The sequence below is a fragment of the Segnochrobactrum spirostomi genome (assembly GCF_009600605.1).
Taxonomy (GTDB): Bacteria; Pseudomonadota; Alphaproteobacteria; order Rhizobiales; family Segnochrobactraceae; genus Segnochrobactrum; species Segnochrobactrum spirostomi.
Genome location: NZ_VWNA01000001.1, coordinates 237,547 through 256,209 on the forward strand (window position 1 = coordinate 237,547; position 18,663 = coordinate 256,209).

The 18,663-nt window shown below is 68.6% G+C and carries 16 protein-coding genes and 1 tRNA gene; 9 read left to right on the forward strand and 8 right to left on the reverse strand.

What is annotated here, in order from left to right:
- Positions 1 to 32 precede the first annotated feature (32 nt).
- The 4 genes from F0357_RS01155 to F0357_RS01170 all read left to right on the forward strand — a co-directional run bounded on the left by F0357_RS01155 (position 33) and on the right by F0357_RS01170 (position 3,117).
- Entirely contained in the window at positions 33 to 1,112 is a 1,080-nt protein-coding gene (locus tag F0357_RS01155; protein ID WP_153477820.1) for an ABC transporter substrate-binding protein, read from the forward strand.
- Between the two features lie 147 nt (positions 1,113 to 1,259).
- Positions 1,260 to 1,856, forward strand: coding sequence for a helix-turn-helix domain-containing protein (locus tag F0357_RS01160; protein WP_153485917.1), 597 nt, complete (start codon positions 1,260 to 1,262; stop codon positions 1,854 to 1,856).
- On the forward strand, positions 1,846 to 2,928 hold the full coding sequence (locus F0357_RS01165; RefSeq protein WP_153477823.1) for an ABC transporter ATP-binding protein: 1,083 nt from the start codon (positions 1,846 to 1,848) through the stop codon (positions 2,926 to 2,928). The genes F0357_RS01160 and F0357_RS01165 overlap by 11 nt, the downstream gene beginning before the upstream one ends.
- A 104-nt stretch (positions 2,929 to 3,032) precedes the next feature.
- Positions 3,033 to 3,117 (forward strand) — tRNA-Leu (locus F0357_RS01170).
- 215 nt (positions 3,118 to 3,332) lie between these two features.
- Here the strand turns inward: F0357_RS01170 and F0357_RS24880 are convergent.
- From F0357_RS24880 to F0357_RS01185, 3 genes are all read right to left on the reverse strand, one after another.
- Positions 3,333 to 3,728: a hypothetical protein gene (locus F0357_RS24880; protein ID WP_153477826.1), complete on the reverse strand. Its 396-nt coding sequence runs from the start codon at positions 3,726 to 3,728 to the stop codon at positions 3,333 to 3,335.
- Positions 3,729 to 3,838: 110 nt separating this feature from the next.
- Positions 3,839 to 4,573 carry an RluA family pseudouridine synthase gene (locus F0357_RS01180; RefSeq protein WP_153477828.1) on the reverse strand — a complete coding sequence of 245 codons (735 nt, stop codon included), beginning with the start codon at positions 4,571 to 4,573 and terminating at the stop codon, positions 3,839 to 3,841.
- Between the two features lie 14 nt (positions 4,574 to 4,587).
- Positions 4,588 to 5,484, reverse strand: a complete 897-nt coding sequence (locus F0357_RS01185) for a DMT family transporter (protein WP_153477830.1) — start codon at positions 5,482 to 5,484, stop codon at positions 4,588 to 4,590.
- A gap of 345 nt (positions 5,485 to 5,829) precedes the next feature.
- On the opposite strand from F0357_RS01185, the gene F0357_RS01190 reads away from it, so the two are divergent.
- Positions 5,830 to 6,759, forward strand: a complete 930-nt coding sequence (locus F0357_RS01190; protein ID WP_208948156.1) for a carbohydrate kinase family protein — start codon at positions 5,830 to 5,832, stop codon at positions 6,757 to 6,759.
- Between the two features lie 24 nt (positions 6,760 to 6,783).
- On the opposite strand, the gene F0357_RS01195 is transcribed toward F0357_RS01190, so the two are convergent.
- The 3 genes from F0357_RS01195 to dapA all read right to left on the reverse strand — a co-directional run bounded on the left by F0357_RS01195 (position 6,784) and on the right by dapA (position 8,580).
- Positions 6,784 to 7,104, reverse strand: coding sequence for a BrnA antitoxin family protein (locus F0357_RS01195; RefSeq protein WP_153477834.1), 321 nt, complete (start codon positions 7,102 to 7,104; stop codon positions 6,784 to 6,786).
- Positions 7,105 to 7,157: 53 nt separating this feature from the next.
- Entirely contained in the window at positions 7,158 to 7,637 is a 480-nt protein-coding gene (gene smpB, locus F0357_RS01200; protein WP_153477836.1) for an SsrA-binding protein SmpB, read from the reverse strand.
- A 67-nt stretch (positions 7,638 to 7,704) separates the two neighbouring features.
- On the reverse strand, positions 7,705 to 8,580 hold the full coding sequence (gene dapA / locus F0357_RS01205; RefSeq protein ID WP_153477838.1) for a 4-hydroxy-tetrahydrodipicolinate synthase: 876 nt from the start codon (positions 8,578 to 8,580) through the stop codon (positions 7,705 to 7,707).
- Positions 8,581 to 8,885: 305 nt separating this feature from the next.
- Between dapA and F0357_RS01210 the strand changes: the two genes are divergently transcribed.
- Complete coding sequence (locus F0357_RS01210; RefSeq protein WP_153477841.1) at positions 8,886 to 11,057, forward strand: lytic transglycosylase domain-containing protein; 2,172 nt, start codon at positions 8,886 to 8,888, stop codon at positions 11,055 to 11,057.
- Between the two features lie 148 nt (positions 11,058 to 11,205).
- Positions 11,206 to 12,552, forward strand: a complete 1,347-nt coding sequence (gene rimO, locus F0357_RS01215; protein ID WP_153477843.1) for a 30S ribosomal protein S12 methylthiotransferase RimO — start codon at positions 11,206 to 11,208, stop codon at positions 12,550 to 12,552.
- Between the two features lie 33 nt (positions 12,553 to 12,585).
- Here rimO and F0357_RS01220 read toward each other — a convergent pair whose 3' ends face one another.
- Positions 12,586 to 12,894, reverse strand: coding sequence for a Dabb family protein (locus F0357_RS01220; RefSeq protein WP_153477845.1), 309 nt, complete (start codon positions 12,892 to 12,894; stop codon positions 12,586 to 12,588).
- A 311-nt stretch (positions 12,895 to 13,205) separates the two neighbouring features.
- On the opposite strand from F0357_RS01220, the gene F0357_RS01225 reads away from it, so the two are divergent.
- Both F0357_RS01225 and F0357_RS01230 read left to right on the forward strand, forming a co-directional pair.
- Positions 13,206 to 15,029 carry an amidohydrolase gene (locus tag F0357_RS01225; protein WP_153477847.1) on the forward strand — a complete coding sequence of 608 codons (1,824 nt, stop codon included), beginning with the start codon at positions 13,206 to 13,208 and terminating at the stop codon, positions 15,027 to 15,029.
- Between the two features lie 37 nt (positions 15,030 to 15,066).
- Positions 15,067 to 16,794 carry a hypothetical protein gene (locus tag F0357_RS01230; protein WP_153477849.1) on the forward strand — a complete coding sequence of 576 codons (1,728 nt, stop codon included), beginning with the start codon at positions 15,067 to 15,069 and terminating at the stop codon, positions 16,792 to 16,794.
- Positions 16,795 to 16,842: 48 nt separating this feature from the next.
- On the opposite strand, the gene F0357_RS01235 is transcribed toward F0357_RS01230, so the two are convergent.
- Positions 16,843 to 18,594, reverse strand: coding sequence for a thiamine pyrophosphate-binding protein (locus F0357_RS01235; RefSeq protein ID WP_153477851.1), 1,752 nt, complete (start codon positions 18,592 to 18,594; stop codon positions 16,843 to 16,845).
- Positions 18,595 to 18,663 lie beyond the last annotated feature (69 nt).

The window sequence follows — 18,663 nt, forward strand, 5'->3', positions numbered from 1 at the left end:
ACCCGCCCGCCATCGAAGGAGGAGGTTCGATCATGGGTTACAATGTCTCACGGCTGACCGGGAAGATCGCCGGCGGCCTCGCTGCCGCGCTCATGGCGGCCGCGCTCGGCGCCACGCCGGGCCAGGCCGACGACGCCAAGCTCACCTATTTCACCTGGTCCGGGTACGAACTGCCGGACTTCAACAAGAGCTTCCTCGCCGCCCATCCGAACGGCGTCGAAGCCTCGACCTTCGGTGACGACGACGACGCCTTCACCAAGGTGAAGGCCGGCTTCTCGCCGGACGTGGCACATCCCTGCTACGACAAGATCGCCCGCTGGCGGCAGGCCGACCTGATCCAGCCGATCGACACCAAGCGCCTCAAGAACTGGGACAAGATCTTCCCCGTGCTGCGCGCGCTGCCCGATCTCGATGCCGGCGACGGCAAGGTCTGGATGGTGCCCTGGGACTGGGGCAACACCTCGATCCTCTACCGCAACGACATCGTGAAGGACCCGGTGCCGAGCTGGAGCCTTTTGTGGGACAAGGCCTATGCCGGCCGGATCGCCACCATCGACGCCGTGCACGACACGCCGGTCGTCGCCGCGCTGCTCGCCGGCATCGACATCTTCAAGAAGCTGACGCCCGACCAGATCGACAAGATCGCCGAGGTGCTGCGCGAGCAGCGACCGCTGCTCAAGGCCTATACGACGGACATGACCTCGGTCGAGCAATCGCTCGCCTCGGGTGAGCTCGTCGCCGCGATGACCTGGAACGCCTCCGCCACGACGCTCAAGAAGCAGGGCGTGCCGGTCACCTTCATGCATCCGAAGGAAGGCATGCTGACCTGGGCCTGCGGCATGGTCCTCCTCAAGAATGCCAAGAACGTCGATCTCGCCTACGACTTCTTCAACAGCCGCCTGGAGCCCGAATCCGGCAAGTTCCTGATCGAAAGCTACGGCTACGGCAGCGCCTCGTCGGCGGCCTTCGCCCTGGTGCCGAAGCAGGATCTCGAGACCTTGCAGCTTCCGGCCGATCCCCAGGAGATGCTGAAGACCACCATCTTCACCGGCCCGATGCCCGACAACGACGCCATCGCGAAGATGTTCGAGAAGGTCAAGGCGGGCGGCTGATCGCCCCTCCGCTCCCTCCCGCGGACGCCCCGGCGCCCGCGGGAGCCGATTGCGCTCCCATCCGAAAGGCATCCCGTGATTCAGGACGACCTGGTCGACGACCTCGATCGCCCCAACCCCGACGCAAGCGCCGCCGAGCCGAGCCCTCTGGACGCGAGCCAGGACGAGGCTGCCTCCGACGTGCGGGTCGGGCGGCGCATCCGTGCCCTGCGCCTGGAGCAAGGCCTGTCGCTCGCCGAGACGGCCGCCCGCGCCGGCCTCTCGGTCGGGACGCTCAGCCAGATCGAGCGCGGCCTCTCCTCCCTGCGGGTGCGCAGCTTGTGGCCGCTCGCGGCCGCCCTCGGCGTCGAGCCCCATACCCTCGTCGACAAGGACGAGGGCCAGTCGAACGATCTCTATGTGGTGCGCGAGGGCGCGCGGAAATCCGTGCCCGTGCATTCGGAGGGAATCTCGAAGGAGCTCCTGTCCCCGCCCGGCGCGGTGCTGACGGGCCTGCGCGTCGTCGTGGAGCCCGGCGGCGGCACCGGGGCCGGCCCCTATTCGCACGACGGTCACGAATTCGGCTGCGTGCTCACCGGCGAGATCGAACTCACCATCGATTCGATCCTCTACCGCCTCAAGGCCGGCGACAGCTTCGCCTTCAAGAGCACCCTGCCCCACGCCTTCCGCAATCCGGGATCGCAGCGCTGCGAAATCCTCTGGATCAACACCGCCAAGCCGAACGAGGTGAAGAATGGCGCGTGATGCCGCCCGCCCCTCCGTCGTCAGCCTTTCCGGCGTCTCCAAGACCTTCGCCGGGGGCGCGATCGGCATCTCGGGGATCGACCTCGAAATCGCCGAGGGCGAATTCCTGAGTCTGCTCGGCCCGTCCGGCTGCGGCAAGACCACGACCCTGCGCGTCATCGCCGGCTTCGAGGCCCCGACCGCCGGCCGCATCACCGTGGCCGGTCGGGACGTGACCATCGCCAAGCCCTACGACCGGCCGGTCAACACCGTGTTCCAGGACTATGCGCTGTTTCCGCATATGAACGTCTCGGAGAATGTCGGCTTCGGCCTCGCCGTGGCGCGGGTGCCGGGCGCGGAAGCGGCGAAGCGAATCGCCACCGCGCTCGACCTCGTCGGCCTCGCCGACAAGGCGAAGGCGCGCGTCCAGGCGCTGTCCGGCGGTCAGCGCCAGCGCGTCGCCCTCGCCCGGGCCCTCGTCTGCGAACCGAAAGTGCTGCTGCTCGACGAGCCGCTCGCCGCGCTCGACGCGCACTTGCGCGAGCAGATGCAGGTCGAGCTCAAGAAGCTGCAATCGCGGCTCGGCACGACGTTCGTCATGGTCACCCACGACCAGACCGAGGCGCTGTCGATCTCCGACCGCATCGTCGTCATGAGCAAGGGCCATATCGAACAGGCCGCCTCGCCCTCCGAACTCTACGACTTTCCGGCAACGCGATTCGTGGCCGGCTTCATCGGGGCGATGAACCTGATCGACGGAACCGTGCACGGCGTGAAGGACGGCCGCGTGGTCGTGGCGGCGGGGCCGCTCACCCTCGAATCGGAGCCGGCCTCGGCCAACGCGACGTGGATCGCAGGCGACCGCGTCGGCGTCGCGATCCGCCCGGAAGACGTCGCCGTCGACTTTTCCGGAGCCGGCGAACAAGCGGTGATCGTCGATGTCGTGTTTCACGGACGCACGCTTCGGCTCCATCTGGCGCTCGCCGACGGGACCGCGCTGACCGCCGACGTGCCCCGCAGCCAGGTGCCGAAAAGCCCGGAAAGCGGCGCAAACGTTGGCGTTTCGGTGCGCGCGTCGCGCGCCTTCGCGTGAGCCTGGGGATCGTTTTCGACAGACTTATCCACCGGTGTCACCTGCCCTTGAACCCGCTCCGTGTATTTGCTACACGCTGCGGGCCGGCGATGATCCGGCTGGCCGCGGTGGTGGCGGAATTGGTAGACGCGCAGCGTTGAGGTCGCTGTGGGGCAACCCGTGGAAGTTCGAGTCTTCTCCACCGCACCAAATTGATCGAGACGGGGCGCACCGACAGCGCCCGACGATCGGAAGAAATCTCCTCAAGACATTCTGACGATCGATGACGGCGCGGATCGCGAAAGCGAAACGCGCCGTGTCCATGTCTGGGCCAGCCAGACGCGATGTCGAGATTCTGCCTTTGAGCCCCTTAGGGGATCGGGGCAGCGAACCGCCCCTCCCTCCGTCGTCAGCCCCAGATTCGATCAGTTGCAGACCTGCACCTGGCGCGGCCCCCATACGGTGGCGCGGACGACCCACCAGCAGTGGGGGCGATAGGCATAGGGAGCCGGCGGATAATAATAAGGCGGCGCGCCGTAATAGCCGTAGCGGTAATAGGGGTTCGGCGCGACATAGACCGGCGGGGCATAAGGCGGCGGCGTGGTCCAGCAGCGGCCCCAGCCGTTGCAGACGACGGCGACGTCCTGGACGAGGCCCTTGCCGCTGGCCCCGGACGCTTCTGGAGACGACGTAGGGCCCGGCAAGGGCCCGGCAACGGCTGCGCCGGCCGACAGCGTCACGACGGCGGCAGCGGCGGCGAGACCGTAGCCAAGCCGGACCCGGCCCGCGGCGCCCGCAGCCCGGGATTTTTGAACCCGCATGAAATCCTCCCGAATGACGTTCACATCCCCAACCCGCGACTCATCATACCATTCCGGCCGGATTGGGTCCGCATTCGGTGCCAGTTCGCACCCGACTGGATTTCTGCCGGTCAGCCCGCCTCAGGCCGCCAGCCGCACAAGCCGAGCCCGGCCCGCATGTGGTCGGGCACCGGCGCGGTGACGTCGACGCGCTGGTGACCTAGCGTGAAGGCGATGCCCCGTGCGTGGAGATGCAGGTGGGCACCGCTGCGCGCGGCCTGCCCGTAGATCGGATCGCCGAGAATCGGGAAGCCCGCATGGGCCGCATGGATGCGGAGCTGATGGGTGCGACCGGTCACCGGAATCATGTCGAGCCAGGCGAACCCGGCGCCGCGCCCGAGCACCCGCCAGATCGTCGACGACGGCTGGCCGTTGGCATGATCGACCACCATCCACCAGCCGCGTGCCGCATCGCGCTTGCGCAGCGGCGCGTCGATGGTGCCTTCGTCCGCCGTCGGTCCGCCCTGGACGACGGCCCAATAATGCTTCTCGACCCGCCCCTTCGCCGCGAACAGGCGACCGAGCGCGGCGATTGCCTCCCCGGTGCGGCCGAGCACGAGGCAACCTGACGTGTCCTTGTCGAGACGGTGGGCGAGCTGCGGCGGCTGGGCCTGACCGAACCGCAGCGCATCGAACCCGTCTTCGAGCACGATGCCGCCCTTCGGCCCCTTGTGCACGGCGATGCCGGCCGGCTTGTCGAGCACGATGACCGCGTCGTCCCGGTAGAGCACGCGGGGCCGCAGGCCGAGCGGATCGGGCCCGTCCTCCGCGCCGTTGCCGGATCGCTTACCCGCGTCGTTCGCCATAGCGGTCCCCTTCTTCATGCTGCCCGCGCCGCCGCCGCACGGCCTGGCCAGACCAGCGGAACGAGCTGGACGAGCAGGAGGCTCGCCATGATGCAGCCGCAGCCGATCCATCCGCCCGCATTGAGCCGCTCGCCGAGCAGGATCGCCCCGAACAGGGCCGCGAACAGCGCCTCGGACATCATCATCACCGCGGCGTCGGCCGCGCGGGTATATTGTTGGCCGACCGCCTGGAGGGCGAAGGCGACGCCGCCCGACAGCGCGCCGGCATAAAGAAGCTCCGGCGCCACGGACGGCAGCGCAGAGACGTCGAGCGGCTCCCACAGGAGCCCGCAGCCGCAGCCGAGCACCACCGCCACCGCCGATTGGGTAAGCGCCGCAGCGACCGGCCGCTCGGTGCGCCGCGCGATGCGGTCCATCAGGATGATCTGCACCGCGAAGAACAGTGCGGAGACGATCGTGAGCAGGTCGGAGGCCGTGAGCGAATCGAGGCCTCCGCCGAGGAACCAGGTGCCGGCGACCGCGATCGCAGCTCCGGGCCAGATCACCGGATGCGGCATCCGGCGAAAGATCACGAGTTCGAGGAGCGGCACGAACAGCACGTAGAGCCCGGTCAGGAAGCCGACATGGGTCACCGTGCCGAGCGAGATCGCGAACTGCTGGATCACCGTGCCGAGATAGAAGGTGATGCCGAGGACGACCATCTGCCCGACGTCGCCGCGGCTGAGCGGGCGTGCGGCGCGGCGGCTCTCGCGCAGGCCGAACGGCAGCACGGCGACGAAGGCGAGGACGAAGCGCAGACCGGTGAACCAGAACGAGCCGAGCGAGGCCATCGCGTTCGATTGGGCGACGAAGCCGCCGCCCCAGATCGCCGCGGTCAGAAGAAGCAGGGCATTGGCCGACAGGCGCGACATGGTTCCGGTCCTCGGGCGTCACGGGCGGACGCCGACGGCACGGATGACCGGACGATGCTCGTGTATGGCCTCGCCCCTCCGCGACGATCGCGCCGCGAATAGGACACGCGGGTGGGCGGGAAGGCCGTCCACGGCGTAGCGCAGGCGCGCAAGGAAGTCACGCCGGCCCCTCCCGGCCCCCGCGGCCACGGCCGTGCCGGCTCAGGAATCGGGGCTTGCCGGTGGAGAGGCGGCGCAACGGATGGGCTCCGCATCGTCCCCCTCTTGCGAACCGGCCCGCGGACCGCCATTGCAGTTCTGACGGCCGAGCGTGACACGCGGCCCATGGCGATTTGGGAGTTCCGTATGATCCTGGTGAGCGGCGAGACGGTCATCGATCTCTTCTCCGAGACGGCCCCGGACGGCGCGACCGTGTTCCGGCCCGTCGAAGGCGGATCGCCCTTCAACATGGCGATCGGCTGCGCCCGACTCGGCGCGCCGACGGCCTTCCTCTGGGCCCTCTCGACCGACATCTTCGGCAAGCGCTTCCGCGCCGCCCTCGAAAAGTCGGGCCTCGTGCTCGACTGGGCGCTGGAAACGAGCCGCAACAGCACGCTGTCCTTCGTCGATCTGTCCTCGGGCTCGCCGGCCTACACCTTCCTCGACGAAGGCTCGGCCGGCCGGCTGTTCGATCCCGCCGAGGCGCCGCCGATCGACGACCGCGCGACCCTCCTTCACGTCGGTTCCTACGTGCTCGGCACCGAGCCGGTCGGCGCGCGGCTCGAAGCGCTCGTGGCGCGCGAGGCGAGCCGCCGGCTCATCTCCCTCGACATCAACGTGCGGCCCTCCTTGGTCACCGATGCGGAGACCTACAAGGCGCGCCTGTCCCACATCGTCTCGCTCGCCTCGATCGTGAAGGCGAGCGACGAGGATCTGGCGTGGCTGATGCCCGGCCGCTCGCCGCTCGAGGTCGCGGAAGGCTGGATCGCCGGGGGCGCGGCGCTTGCGATCGTCACCCTCGGCGCCAAGGGTTCGCTCATCGTCTGCCGCGAGGCGGTGGCGGAGCGGCCGACTAAGGCGACCAAGATCGTCGACACCGTCGGCGCCGGCGACGCCTTCATGGCCGGTATCCTGTCGGGGCTGGAGCGCCGCGGCTTCCTCACCCGTGCCGCCCTCGACGGCTTGAGCCTGTCGGACATCACGAGCCTCGCCGACGAGGCGAGCACCATCGCCGCGATCGTGTGCAGCCGCCGCGGTCCGGACATGCCGTGGAAGAACGAGGTCCCAGGCCTCTGAGGCCATCCCGCCGAGGGCGGTGGTTCAGCCCACCGCCCGGCGCAGCACGTCGTTGAGCCGCTGCTGCCAGCCCGGCCCGGTGGCGCGGAATTTCTCCAGAACGTCCCGATCGAGTTCGAGCTCGATCCATTCCGTCGCGCGACCGCGCCATGCGGCGACGAGTTCGGGAGCGACCTCCGTCGCAGGACGGAGCAGCCGTGGGTCTTGGTCGCCACGCGGCGGATTGTCGGCATCGGAAAGCGCGGCCGCCGTGAGGGCCGCGTCTTCCTCGTCCGAAATTTCGGCGAGCGACGATAGAGCGATGGCTCGCGCCCGTGCCAGCCCCTCAGACTTTGCTTTCGACATATCGACGAACCTCCCGGCGGTTCGCGCCGAAGAGCGGCAGCCGAGCTCGCCCCTCACCCGCGATCGCGCAGAAGGCGGGCCTTCTCGCGGTTCCAGGTCCGCTCCTTGTCGCTCTCGCGCTTGTCGTGGAGCTTCTTGCCGCGCCCGAGCGCGAGCTCGACCTTCGCACGGCCCTGATCGTTGAAATAGATCTTGAGCGGCACGAGCGTCATGCCGTCGCGCGCCACCGCGCCCGCGAGCTTGTTGAGCTCGCGCTTGTGCAGCAAGAGCTTTCGCGGCCGCCGGGTCTCGTGGTTGAAGCGGTTCGCCTGGAGATATTCCGGGATGTAGGCGTTGTAGAGATAGAGCTCGCCGCCGTGCTCGGCCGCGTAGGAATCCGCGATGTTGCTGCGCCCGGCGCGGAGCGACTTCACTTCGGTGCCTTCGAGCGCGATCCCGGCCTCGACCGTATCGATGATCTCGTAATTAAAGCGGGCCTTGCGGTTGTCCGCCGCGAGCCGGTTGCCCGGCGCATGTCCTTTGGCGGCAGCCATGTCAGTCCTTAAAGGGTTCGACGGCCGCGCCGAGGCGCGGTCCGTCACGCGGTGTGAAAAGGCGGCCTCAGAGGAGGCCGGCGTGCTCCATCGCCGCCCGGATTTCCGCTTCCGCGGCCGGGGTAAGCGGCACGAGCGGCAGGCGCAGTTCGTTCGCGATGCGACCGAGCAGCGACAGGGCATATTTGGCCCCGGCCGGGCTCGGTTCCAAGAACATGGCGCGGTGAAGCGGCATCAGCTTGTCCTGAAGCGCGAGCGCCTCGGCATAGTTCCCTGCGGCGCAAGCCTTCTGGAACGTCGAGACGAGGCGCGGCGCGACGTTCGACGTCACCGAGATGCAGCCGACGCCGCCGTGGGCGTTGAAGCCGAGGGCGGTCGCGTCCTCGCCCGAGAGCTGGATGAAATCCGGCCCGCAGGCGTGGCGCTGGAGGCTGACGCGAGCAAGGTTCGCGGTCGCGTCCTTCACGCCGACGATGTTCGGCACGTCGTGGAACAGCCGCGCCATCGTCTCGACCGACATGTCGACGATCGAGCGCGGCGGGATGTTGTAGATGAAGAGCGGCAGCGAAACCGCTTCCGCCACCGCGCGGAAGTGCCGGTAGAGGCCTTCCTGGCTCGGCTTGTTGTAATAGGGCGTCACCACCAGAACGGCGTCGGCACCGACCGATTCCGCGTGGCGGGCGAGGTCGATCGCCTCGGCGGTGTTGTTGGAGCCGGCGCCCGCGATCACCGGCACGCGACCCTTGGCGATCGAGACCGTCATGGCGACGACGCGCTTGTGCTCGTCGTGGCTCAGCGTCGGCGATTCGCCCGTCGTGCCGACCGGAACGAGGCCGTCCGTGCCCTCCGTGATCTGCCACTCCACGAAGTCGGCGAACGCTTTCTCGTCCACCTTGCCGTCCCGCATGGGCGTGACGAGCGCGGTGATCGATCCCTTGAACATGGCGTTCTCCCGACGAAACATGAGGTGGCGGGCGCCGTCCTGGCGTCCCGGCTGCGCGGACCTGCCGCGGCGCGCGCGACAATAGTGAGCGCGGGCCCCTGCGGCAAGGACCGCCGCTGGATGGATCGGCCGCGCCCACGCGCCGCCTCGAAACCCTTCGTTTACCTCATTGTCGGCAAAAGGACGGGTGTGACTTCCGTGTAAGCCCGGCAAAGCCCGGGTGCGTCGAGACCGCTACGCAACCGGCACAACCATTGCTATGGTGCGCCGGGGCGGCGAGCGGTACCAACCGAACGAGGCCGATCATGCTTAGGGGCGAGCGCAACGGACGAGCGTCGAAGGCAAAAGTCAGCCGGCGCTCACATGGGACACGTGCGATCGCCCTCACGCTCGCCCTCCTCGAGCCGGTGAGCGCCTTCGCGCTCAGCACGACGCCGCAGCCGAAGCCGGCCGGCGAAACCCCGCTGACGCCCGAGCAGTTCGCCCGGCAGAGCCTGATCGACCAACTGAATGCCCAGGCGCTCGGCTACGCCTCGAGCCCCAGCGGCTACGTCGCGCCCGGCGCACCGACGGCGGTCGCGCCCGGCGACCTCACCAAGGCGATCGCCCTCATCGACGACGATCAAGGCTCCGCGGCCTATGCCGTGCGCAACGGCCTCTCGAGCGCGCTCGACCGCAAGATCGTGGACTGGCTCCTGATCCGCGCCGGCGACGGCATCATGAGCTCGGCCATGATCACCCAGTTCGCGCAAGACGCGCCGAACTGGCCGACGATGAAGCTGTTCCGGCTGCGCGCCGAGCAGGCGCTCCAGCGCGAAAATCCCTCGCCCGACGAGGTGATCCGCATCTTCAACGGCACCAAGCCCGAGAGCGTGGACGGCGCCCGGCTCTATGCCCGCGCGCTCGCCGCCAAGGGCATGACCGCAGCCGCCACCCAGGTCATCCGCGAGACCTTCACCACCAGCCCGATGACGGATCTGCAGCAGAAGCAGATCATCACCGAGTTCGGCTCGTTCCTGCGCCCGGCCGATGTGAACCGCCGCGTCGAGATGCTGCTCTTCGCAGAGAAGGGCAAGCAGGCCCAGATGCTCGATCCGCTGCTCACCCCGGCAGAGCGCACCTATGTCGATGCCCGCGCCGCCGTGGTGCGCGAGGCCCCCGATGCGGCCAGGCTGATGGCCGCCGTGCCGGCCTCGATGCGCAACCGCGCCGGCTACAAATATTCCCTCGTCCAGCTCGCGCGTCGCGACGGCCGCTACGAGGACGCCGCCCAGATCCTGCTCTCGGTTCCGAACACCATCGAGGTCCAGATCGATCCTGGCGCGTGGTGGGACGAGCGCAAGATGGTGTCGCGCAAGCTGCTCGACATGAACGACCCGCGCACAGCCTACAAGCTCGTCGCGAACGCGCTCCCCGGCGAGCCTGTCGAGGCGATGGACGCCGAGTTCCACGCCGGCTGGTACGCGCTGCGCTTCCTCAACGATCCGAATACCGCGGCGCAGCACTTCAGCCGTCTCGTCGCCTACGCCAAGACGCCGATCAGCGTCGCCCGGGGCCAATATTGGTGGGGCCGTGCCGAAGAGGCCCGCGGCGACCGCGGCGGCGCCGCGCAGCATTACAAGGTCGCGGCCGCCTACGGCATGACGTTCTACGGCCAGCTCGCCCGCGAGCGGCTGGGGCTGCCCTCGGCCGGCGTCGGCGGCATCCCGCAGCCGACGGGCGCTGACAAGGCGGCGTTCCAGAAGAACGACATGGTGCGCGCCATCATGCGGCTCGCCCAGGTCGGGGCGATCGACAAGACCTATCCGCTGTTCGACCAGCTCGCGAACACGATGACGACGCCCGGTCAGGTGACGTTGCTCGCCAACCTCGCCAACCAATACGGCAAGTATCACTTCGCCTTGCAGGTCGCGAAGACGGCGCAGAACCGCGGCATGCCGGTCGCCGGCCTCGCCTTCCCGGTTTCGGGGATTCCACGCGCCGCCCAGGTGCCGCCGACCCTCGAGCGTCCGGTCGTCTACGGCATCGCGCGGCAGGAGAGCGTGTTCAATCCCGGCGCGGTCTCGCCCGCCGGCGCCCGCGGTCTTCTCCAGCTCATGCCGGCGACGGCGCAGATCACCGCCCGCAAGGCCGGCCTGCCGTTCGCCGTCAACCGGCTGACCTCGGACCCGGCTTACAACGCCACGCTCGGGGCCTATCACCTCAACGAGCTCGTCGACCAGTTCAACGGCTCCTACATCATGACCTTCGCGGCCTACAACGCCGGCCCGCGCCGCGTCAGCGAGTGGATCGCCAAGTACGGCGACCCGCGCGATCCGCGCGTGGACGCGATCGACTGGGTCGAGCGCATCCCCTTCACCGAGACGCGCAACTATGTCCAGCGCGTCATGGAGAACGTCCAGGTCTACCGCGAACAGCTCGGCACCGGCCGGCTCACCATCCAGGAAGACCTGAAGCGCGGCCAGACCGGCGGCTGAGCGCGCCTCCTCCCCGGCGATCCCTGACGAGGCCGGAGGGCAGGTCTGCGCCTCCGGCCTTGCGCTTTTGGGCCTTTTGCGCCATCTCCCTGCCTGCACTCGTCACCGTGAGACGCCCACGCGCCGGGACGATGCGTCTGGAGTTTCCATGAGCGACGTCGACCTTGCCGCCGGCACGCCGAAGGCGAGCCCGAAGATCAGTTTCGTCAGCCTCGGTTGCCCGAAGGCGCTGGTCGATTCCGAGCGCATCCTGACCCAGCTCAGGGCCGAGGGTTACGAGATCACCCGCTCCCACACGGGCGCCGATGTGGTGGTGGTGAACACCTGCGGCTTCCTCGATTCCGCCAAGGCCGAATCCCTCGGCGCGATCGGCGAGGCGCTGGCCGAAAACGGCCGGGTCATCGTGACCGGCTGCATGGGTGCGAACCCGGAGGAAATCCGCACCGCCCATCCGGGCGTCCTCGCGGTCACCGGTCCCCAGGCCTACGAGAGCGTCGTCGCCGCCGTCCACGAGGCGGTGCCGCCGGCCCACGATCCGTTCCTCGATCTGGTGCCGCCGCAGGGCATCAAGCTCACCCCGCGGCACTATGCTTATCTCAAGATTTCAGAGGGTTGCTCCAATCGGTGCACCTTCTGCATCATCCCGCAACTGCGCGGTGATCTGGTCAGCCGGCCGGCGGCGGACGTGCTGCGTGAGGCCGAGCGGCTGGTCAAGGCGGGCGTCAAGGAGCTCCTGGTCATCAGCCAGGACACCTCGGCCTACGGCGTCGATCTGCGCTATGCCGCGAGCCCGTGGCAGGACCGCGAGGTGCGCGCCAAGTTCTACGATCTCGCCAAGGAACTCGGCGATTTCGGCGTCTGGGTGCGGCTCCATTACGTCTACCCCTATCCGCACGTCGACGAGGTCATCCCGCTGATGGCGGAGGGCAAGATCCTCCCCTATCTCGACATTCCCTTCCAGCATGCCGCCCCGAACGTGCTGAAGGCGATGCGCCGCCCGGCGCATCAGGAAAAGACGCTCGCCCGGGTGCGCGGCTGGCGCGACATGTGCCCGGATCTCGCGATCCGCTCGACCTTCATCGTCGGCTTCCCCGGCGAGACCGAGGAGGATTTCACCCTCCTCCTCGACTTCCTCGACGAGGCCGCGCTCGACCGCGTCGGCTGCTTCAAATATGAGGCGGTCGCTGGCGCGCCGGCGAACGACATCGCCGCGCCGGTTCCCGAAGAGGTCAAGGAAGAGCGCTGGCACCGCTTCATGGCCCGCCAGCAGGCGATCAGCGCACGCCGCCTCGCCGCCCGCGTCGGCCGCCGCGCCAAGGTGCTGGTGGACAAGACGAACGGCCTCACGGCCGTCGGCCGCGCCTCGTGGGACGCGCCGGAGATCGATGGCGTCGTTCACCTGACCGGCCGCCGCCCGATCCGGGCGGGCGAGTTCGTCAGCGTCAAGATCGACCGCGCCGACGCCTACGACCTCCACGCCACCGTCACGGGCTGAGCGGGCGCCGCGCCGACGCGGCGCGGCCGCACCTCACGCGATCGTCTGACGCACGGCCGTCGCCACGTCGTAATCGGCGGCGATCCGCGCCTCGCGGATCGGCCGGACCCGCTCGATCGAGCGCTGATAATCCGGGTGCGCCTTGTAGGCGGCGAGCGCCGCCTCGTCGTCGAACTCGCCGTAGACGATGATGTCGACCGCGGTGCCGAGTTGGTCCGTCTTCACGTTCGTGCCGATCTCGAGGAGGCGCGCATGGGGGATCGCGGTCAGGATCGACAGCCCCGCCCTCACCTCCTCGACCCGATCGGGTTTCGCCGTGAAGAAGACGATGTGGCGGATCATGGCCGACCTCCGAAGCAGGGCACGGGAAACAAACGACGCGGCCGCGGATTAGCACGCGGACACGGCTCCGGTCTCCCGCCCTGTCGCCGCGTCCCTGTCGGCGGATCATCTCTCCCCACCGATGCCTCTTACCCCGCGGCGACGGGCGCATCGCCCGCCGCCCCTGTGCGTGCCCTTGCGTTCGATCAAGGCCCACCGTCGGCGGCCGCGCATGATCCAGGCATGGTGGCGGCTCGCCTTGCGTGTCGAAAAGGCGGCGCTCCCGAACCGATCGGCGTTCGGAAAGGAACGCCAGCAGGAGGGCATAGCCGATGTGCATCGGGTGCACGTGGTCCAGCATCCTCGACGGCGCCACGGCGGGGCCGGGCTTGTCGCGACGCCGCGTGCTGCAAGGCGGCCTCGCCGCCGGAACCATCGCCATGGCGTCTCCCCTCTTCGCGGCGCTGCCTGCGGCGGCGGAGGTGAACGACGGACCGGCGGACGTCATCTTCCACAACGGCCCGGTCTACACGGTGGACCCGAAGCGGCCATGGGCCGAGGCGGTCGCCGTCCAGGGCAAAACGATCGTCTATGTCGGCGACGCCGCGGGCGTCGAGACGTTCCGCGGCAGCACGACGCGCATCGTCGATCTCAGGGGCAAGCTCTTGCTGCCGGGCTTCGCCGAAGGCCACATCCACCCGCTGCTCGGCGCGCCGCTGACCCGCGGCATCGACCTGCAATACGACACGCGGGAGGAGGTGCTGGCGGCGCTCAGGGCCTATGCCGATACCGCGCCCGACCGCGGAGCGATCCACGGCGTGGTCCGCGGATTCGGCTGGCGCTATCTCGCCTTTCCGCCTTCCGGCCCGACCCGCCAGGATATCGACGCGGTCTGGCCCGACATTCCCGTCTTCTTCACGGCCATCGACGCCCATTCCGCCTGGGTGAATTCCAAGACGCTCGCACTCGCCGGGATCACCAAGGACACGCCGCCGGTGCTGCCCGGCTTCAGCTATTTCGCCAAGGACCCCGTCACGGGGGAGCCGACGGGCTACGTCGTGGAGGCCCCCGCGGTGCAGAGGATCGTCGCCTCGGTTGCGCCGTTCAGCCACGCGTTCATCGTCGAATCCCTGGAGGAATGGCTGCCTAAAGCGTCCGCGGCGGGCATCACGACGGTGTTCGACGCCGGCATGGCGGTCGTGGCGGCGGATGACGGCTTCGCGATCTACGAAGGGCTCGAGGCGCAGGGAAGGCTGCCGTTCCGCGTCGTCGGCAGCCTCTATTACAATGAGCCGAAGCGCGATCCGCTGCCCGATCTCGAAGCCCTCGTGGCGCGTCACCACACCGAGCTCGTCGAGGCCAAGGTCCTCAAGATCGTGATGGACGGCGTCGATGCGAACGGCAGTGCGGCGATGCTCGCCCCCTATGCCGACAATCCCGCCTCCCGCGGCGACACCATCTTCACCCCCGCGGAAACCCGCGCGATCGTCGAGCGCGCCGACGCCAAGGGCTTCGACATTCATTTCCACGCCATCGGCGACCGCGCGGCGCGGCAAGCCCTCGATGCCCTGGAAGCGGCGATCGCGGCCAATCCGCCGCGCGACCGGCGCCACTGCATCGCCCACAACCAGTTGACCGACCCCGCCGACATCCCGCGCTTCGGCAAACTCGGCGTGATCGCCGAATTCTCCGGTCAATGGCATTGCCGGGATGGCGCCTATTGGCAGTCCGTGACGGTCTCGCGCTGGGGCGAGGAGCGGGCGCGCCGCGAATATCGCGTCGAAGAAATCCGCCGCGCTGGCGCCCCGATCTCGCTCGGCACCGATTGGCCGGCGGGCGGCAACAGCAGCGTCTACCACCCGCTCCACGCGATCGAGACCGCGGTGACGCGCCAGGGCGCGGGCAAGCCGAACGACGTCCCCCTGACGCCGCTCGAAGACCGCCTCACCCTCGCCGAGGCGATCTACGCCAACACGATGGGCACGGCCTTTCAGACCGGGCTCGAGGATCGCATCGGCTCCATCGCGGTCGGCAAGTTCGCCGATTTGATCGTCCTCGACCGCAACATCTTCGAGATCCCGATTCACGAGGTACATGCGGTGCGTGTGCAACTCACGCTGATGAACGGAGAGGTTCGACATGACACGTTAACGTGATCGTGCCGTGATAGGGGCAGTCCCGAACCTTCGGAGAATGCCCATTTCGAGCCTCGAGCCGATCGCCGTCCGCCTGGGACGAAGCCGTCTCGGCACGCCGTTCTTCGCGGCGTGCGCGGTCGCGATAGTCGTCCTGCTCGCCGTCGGCCTCTGGCGGAGCTATGTCCCCGTCCCCCTCTTCGACACCTGGGATGGCGCGTTCGGCTTCTATTTCAGGGCTGCCGACGGCGATTGGTCGGCTTGGTTCGGGCAGCACAACGAACACCGCCTCATCCTCTCCCGCCTCTTCTTCTGGCTCGACATCGCGGTGTTCCGCGGCTCGGTCGCGGCCCTCGTCGCGCTCAACGTCGTCCTGCTCGGCGCCGTCGTCGCCGTCTTCCTGGCATTCGCAGCCGCGGCGGGATTTGCCGTGCGCTCCTGGTTCGGGCTGTTCCTGGTCTGCTGGCTCGCGAGCTTCATGCAGCAGGGCAATCTGGTGTGGGAATTCCAGAGTCAGTTCTGGCTCGCCCAGCTCCTGCCACTGACCGGGCTCTATTGCCTCTATCGCGCGCGGGAGAGCGGCTCGTCGATCGCATTCGCCCTCGGCATGATCTGCGGCATCCTCGCCGCCGGCGCCATGGCGAACGGGATCCTGGCCCTGCCCGTCTTCACGCTCTATGCCGCCACGGTCCGCTTCGAGTGGACCAAGATCGCCATCACGGCCGGTCTGGGCGTTCTCGTGATCACCGCCTATCTCCACGGCTACACGCCGCCCGGAGGCGGCCGCGGGCTTCTCGCCAATGCGCTCGCCCACCGCCCGGTCGATCTCGCCGAGTACTATTTGCTCCTCCTGGGCACACCCTTCCACACCCTCACCGGCAAAGGCGCCTTCGGACGGATCGCGGCGATCGTTGCCAGCCTCGTCCTCCTCGGCGGCTTCGTCGTCTTCCTGCGCCGCGCCTTGATGCGGCAGGAGCGGGCGGCCCTCGAGCTCGCGCTGCTCGCGTTCCTGGTGTTTCTCTTCCTCTCCGCCGACCTCGTGGCCTGCGGCCGGATCGATTATGGGCCGTATCAAGCCCTCATCAGCCGGTACAAGACGCCGGCACTGATGGCGTGGGCCACCTTCTGGATCTTGTGCGCCCACGCAAGCGTACGGTCCCCGAAAGAGATAAGCCGGCTTCAGATCTGCTTTGCTGCACTCTCCCTCGCCCTCGTCGCCGCTCAGGCGAGCGTGTTCTGGCTGCCTCCGGATGCCTCCTTCGACAAGAAAGTCGTGGCGCTGGCGCTCACCCTCGGCGCTCAGGATGACGCCCGGCTCGCCAGCCTCTACCCGGACCCGAAGGCGCTGCGGATCGCCGCCCGGCGGGTGCGCGAGGACCGGCTGTCGATCTTCGGCGATCCGACGCTTGCCGATGCCGAGGCCGCGATGGGTCGCCAATGGATTACCGAGGTCGGAGCACCGCCCTGCCGCGGCCGGGTCGATAGGATCGATCCGCTGCCGGGCGACAATCGCTTCGTCCGGATCCGCGGCTGGATCTTCAACCCGGCGCACGGCGCCCCACCGGGTGACCTCGCGATCGTCGACCCCGCAGGCACCATTGTCGGCTTCGCCCTGGTGGGAAAGAGCCGTCCCGAACTCGTCGAGACCCTCGAGACGCGCACGGCCCGCTATGCCGGCTTCGAAGGCTACGCGCTCGCCGCGACGGCCGCCACCGGCCTCGCTCTCGCCCCCTTGGATCGCAGTTGCATTCTGCGCCCGGCCGACAGGACGCCCGGCACCGGTTGAGCGAGGCACGCCACAGGCGCTGCCTTGCCTCGCCTCCGTGGTCTCGCATCATTCCACCGAGATCGGCACCTCGATGAGGTTCGGCAGACCGGATTTGATTCCGGCTTCGACGAGGGCGCCGATGTCGGCCACGCTCTCGGCCCGGCGCGCCGGTACGCCCATCGAGCGGGCGAGCGCCAGGAAGTCGATCGCCGGATCGACGAGATCCATGGCGATGAAGCGATTGCTCTTCGCCGACAGATAATCCGTCTGCGCCTTCATGAAATTCTTGAGGATGTTGTATTCCCGGTTGTTCATGACGACGAACGTCACCGGCAGCTTCTCGCGCGCCGCGGTCCACAAGGCCTGGGGCGAATACATCGCCGCGCCGTCACCGACGAGGCAGACGATCGGTTCGCGCCCGAACCCGAGGCAGAAGCCGACCGAGGCCGGCATGCCCCAGCCGAGACCGCCGCCGCGCAAGAACGAATATTGCCGCGTCAGCGTGCTGTCGAGCAGCGAGCGGACGTGGACCGAGGTGGCGATCGCCTCGTCGACGATGCGCGTGCGCGGACCGACGGCGCGCACCACCTCGTGGGCGGCGACGAGCGGCGTCGCGATGGGGCGATCCATCTGACGCCGCGCCTCGGCCTCGATCTCGCCCCGCCGCACGGCCCGCGCCCGTCCGGCCGCGTCCACCAGCGCCCGACGCGCCTCCGCCTCGCCGGCGAGCTTCGCCTCGAGCATTGGGATCAGGATCTTCAGCGACGTCTTGATGTCGCCGAGCACCGAAAGCCGCGTCGAATAGGTTCGGCCGAGATCGCGGACATCGGTTGAGAGCTGATAGACCTCGCAGCCGTCCGGGATCGGCGACCCTTCCGTGTAGAGGATGGTGATCACCGACTTGCCGCCGAGCGCGAACACGCAATCGAAGTCCGACAGCGTGCGGTTGATCTCGATCGCCTTGGTCGGAAGGTTGCCCCGCCACAGCGGGTGCGAGGTCGGAAACGGGATGTGGGCCGGCCACGACGAGCCGAACACCGGCGCGCCCAGCACCTCGGCGAGCCGCACGGTTTCCGGCGCGGCATCGCTGGTATCGATCTCGTCGCCGGCGATCACCGCCACCCGCCCCGGCGGCACGGCGGCGAGATAGTCGGCGAGGATGTCGAGCGAGCCGGCGGCGGAGCGGCGGTCGATGGTCGAGGGCCGGGCGATCCCGACCGTCGTCATCTCCTGCATGATGTCCATCGGCAAGGAGAGGAAGACCGGGCCGGTCGGCGCAGCACTGCTGTCGTGGAACGCGCGCCGCACCAGCACTGGAAGCTGCGAGGCGGTCGTGACCTCCTGCGACCATTTCGCGACGGGCTTGGCGATCGAAACGAGATCGCCGAACAGGAGCGGATCGGTGACGGTGTGGCGGGAATCCTGTTGTCCGGCGGTCACCACCAGCGGCGTGTTCGACACGTTGGCGTTGATGATGCCGCCGAGGCCGTGGCCGAGACCGCCCGCCGTATGCAGATTGACGAAGGCCGGCCTGCGGGTCGCCTGGGCGTAGCCGTCGCCCATCGCGACGACGCTCGCCTCCTGGAGGCCCCAGATATAGCTGATCTCGGGACGCGTCAGCAGGGCGTCGATCAGGGGGAGTTCGGTCGTGCCCGGATTGCCGAAGATGTACTCGACGCCCTCGCTCTCGAGAATCTCGAGCAGAACCTCGGCGCCGCGCCGCGGTGCCACCTCCCCGAGCCTGCCGATCGCCTCCGTATGAACCTCGGCATGCGCCGGACCCTGGGAGGAGGACGGAGGAGAGGACTCATGGCTCATGGCGCGGCTCTCGTTCGGGGGACCCGCGTCATGTCGCCCGAACCCGGCCGCGGTGGCAAGAGGCCGCGA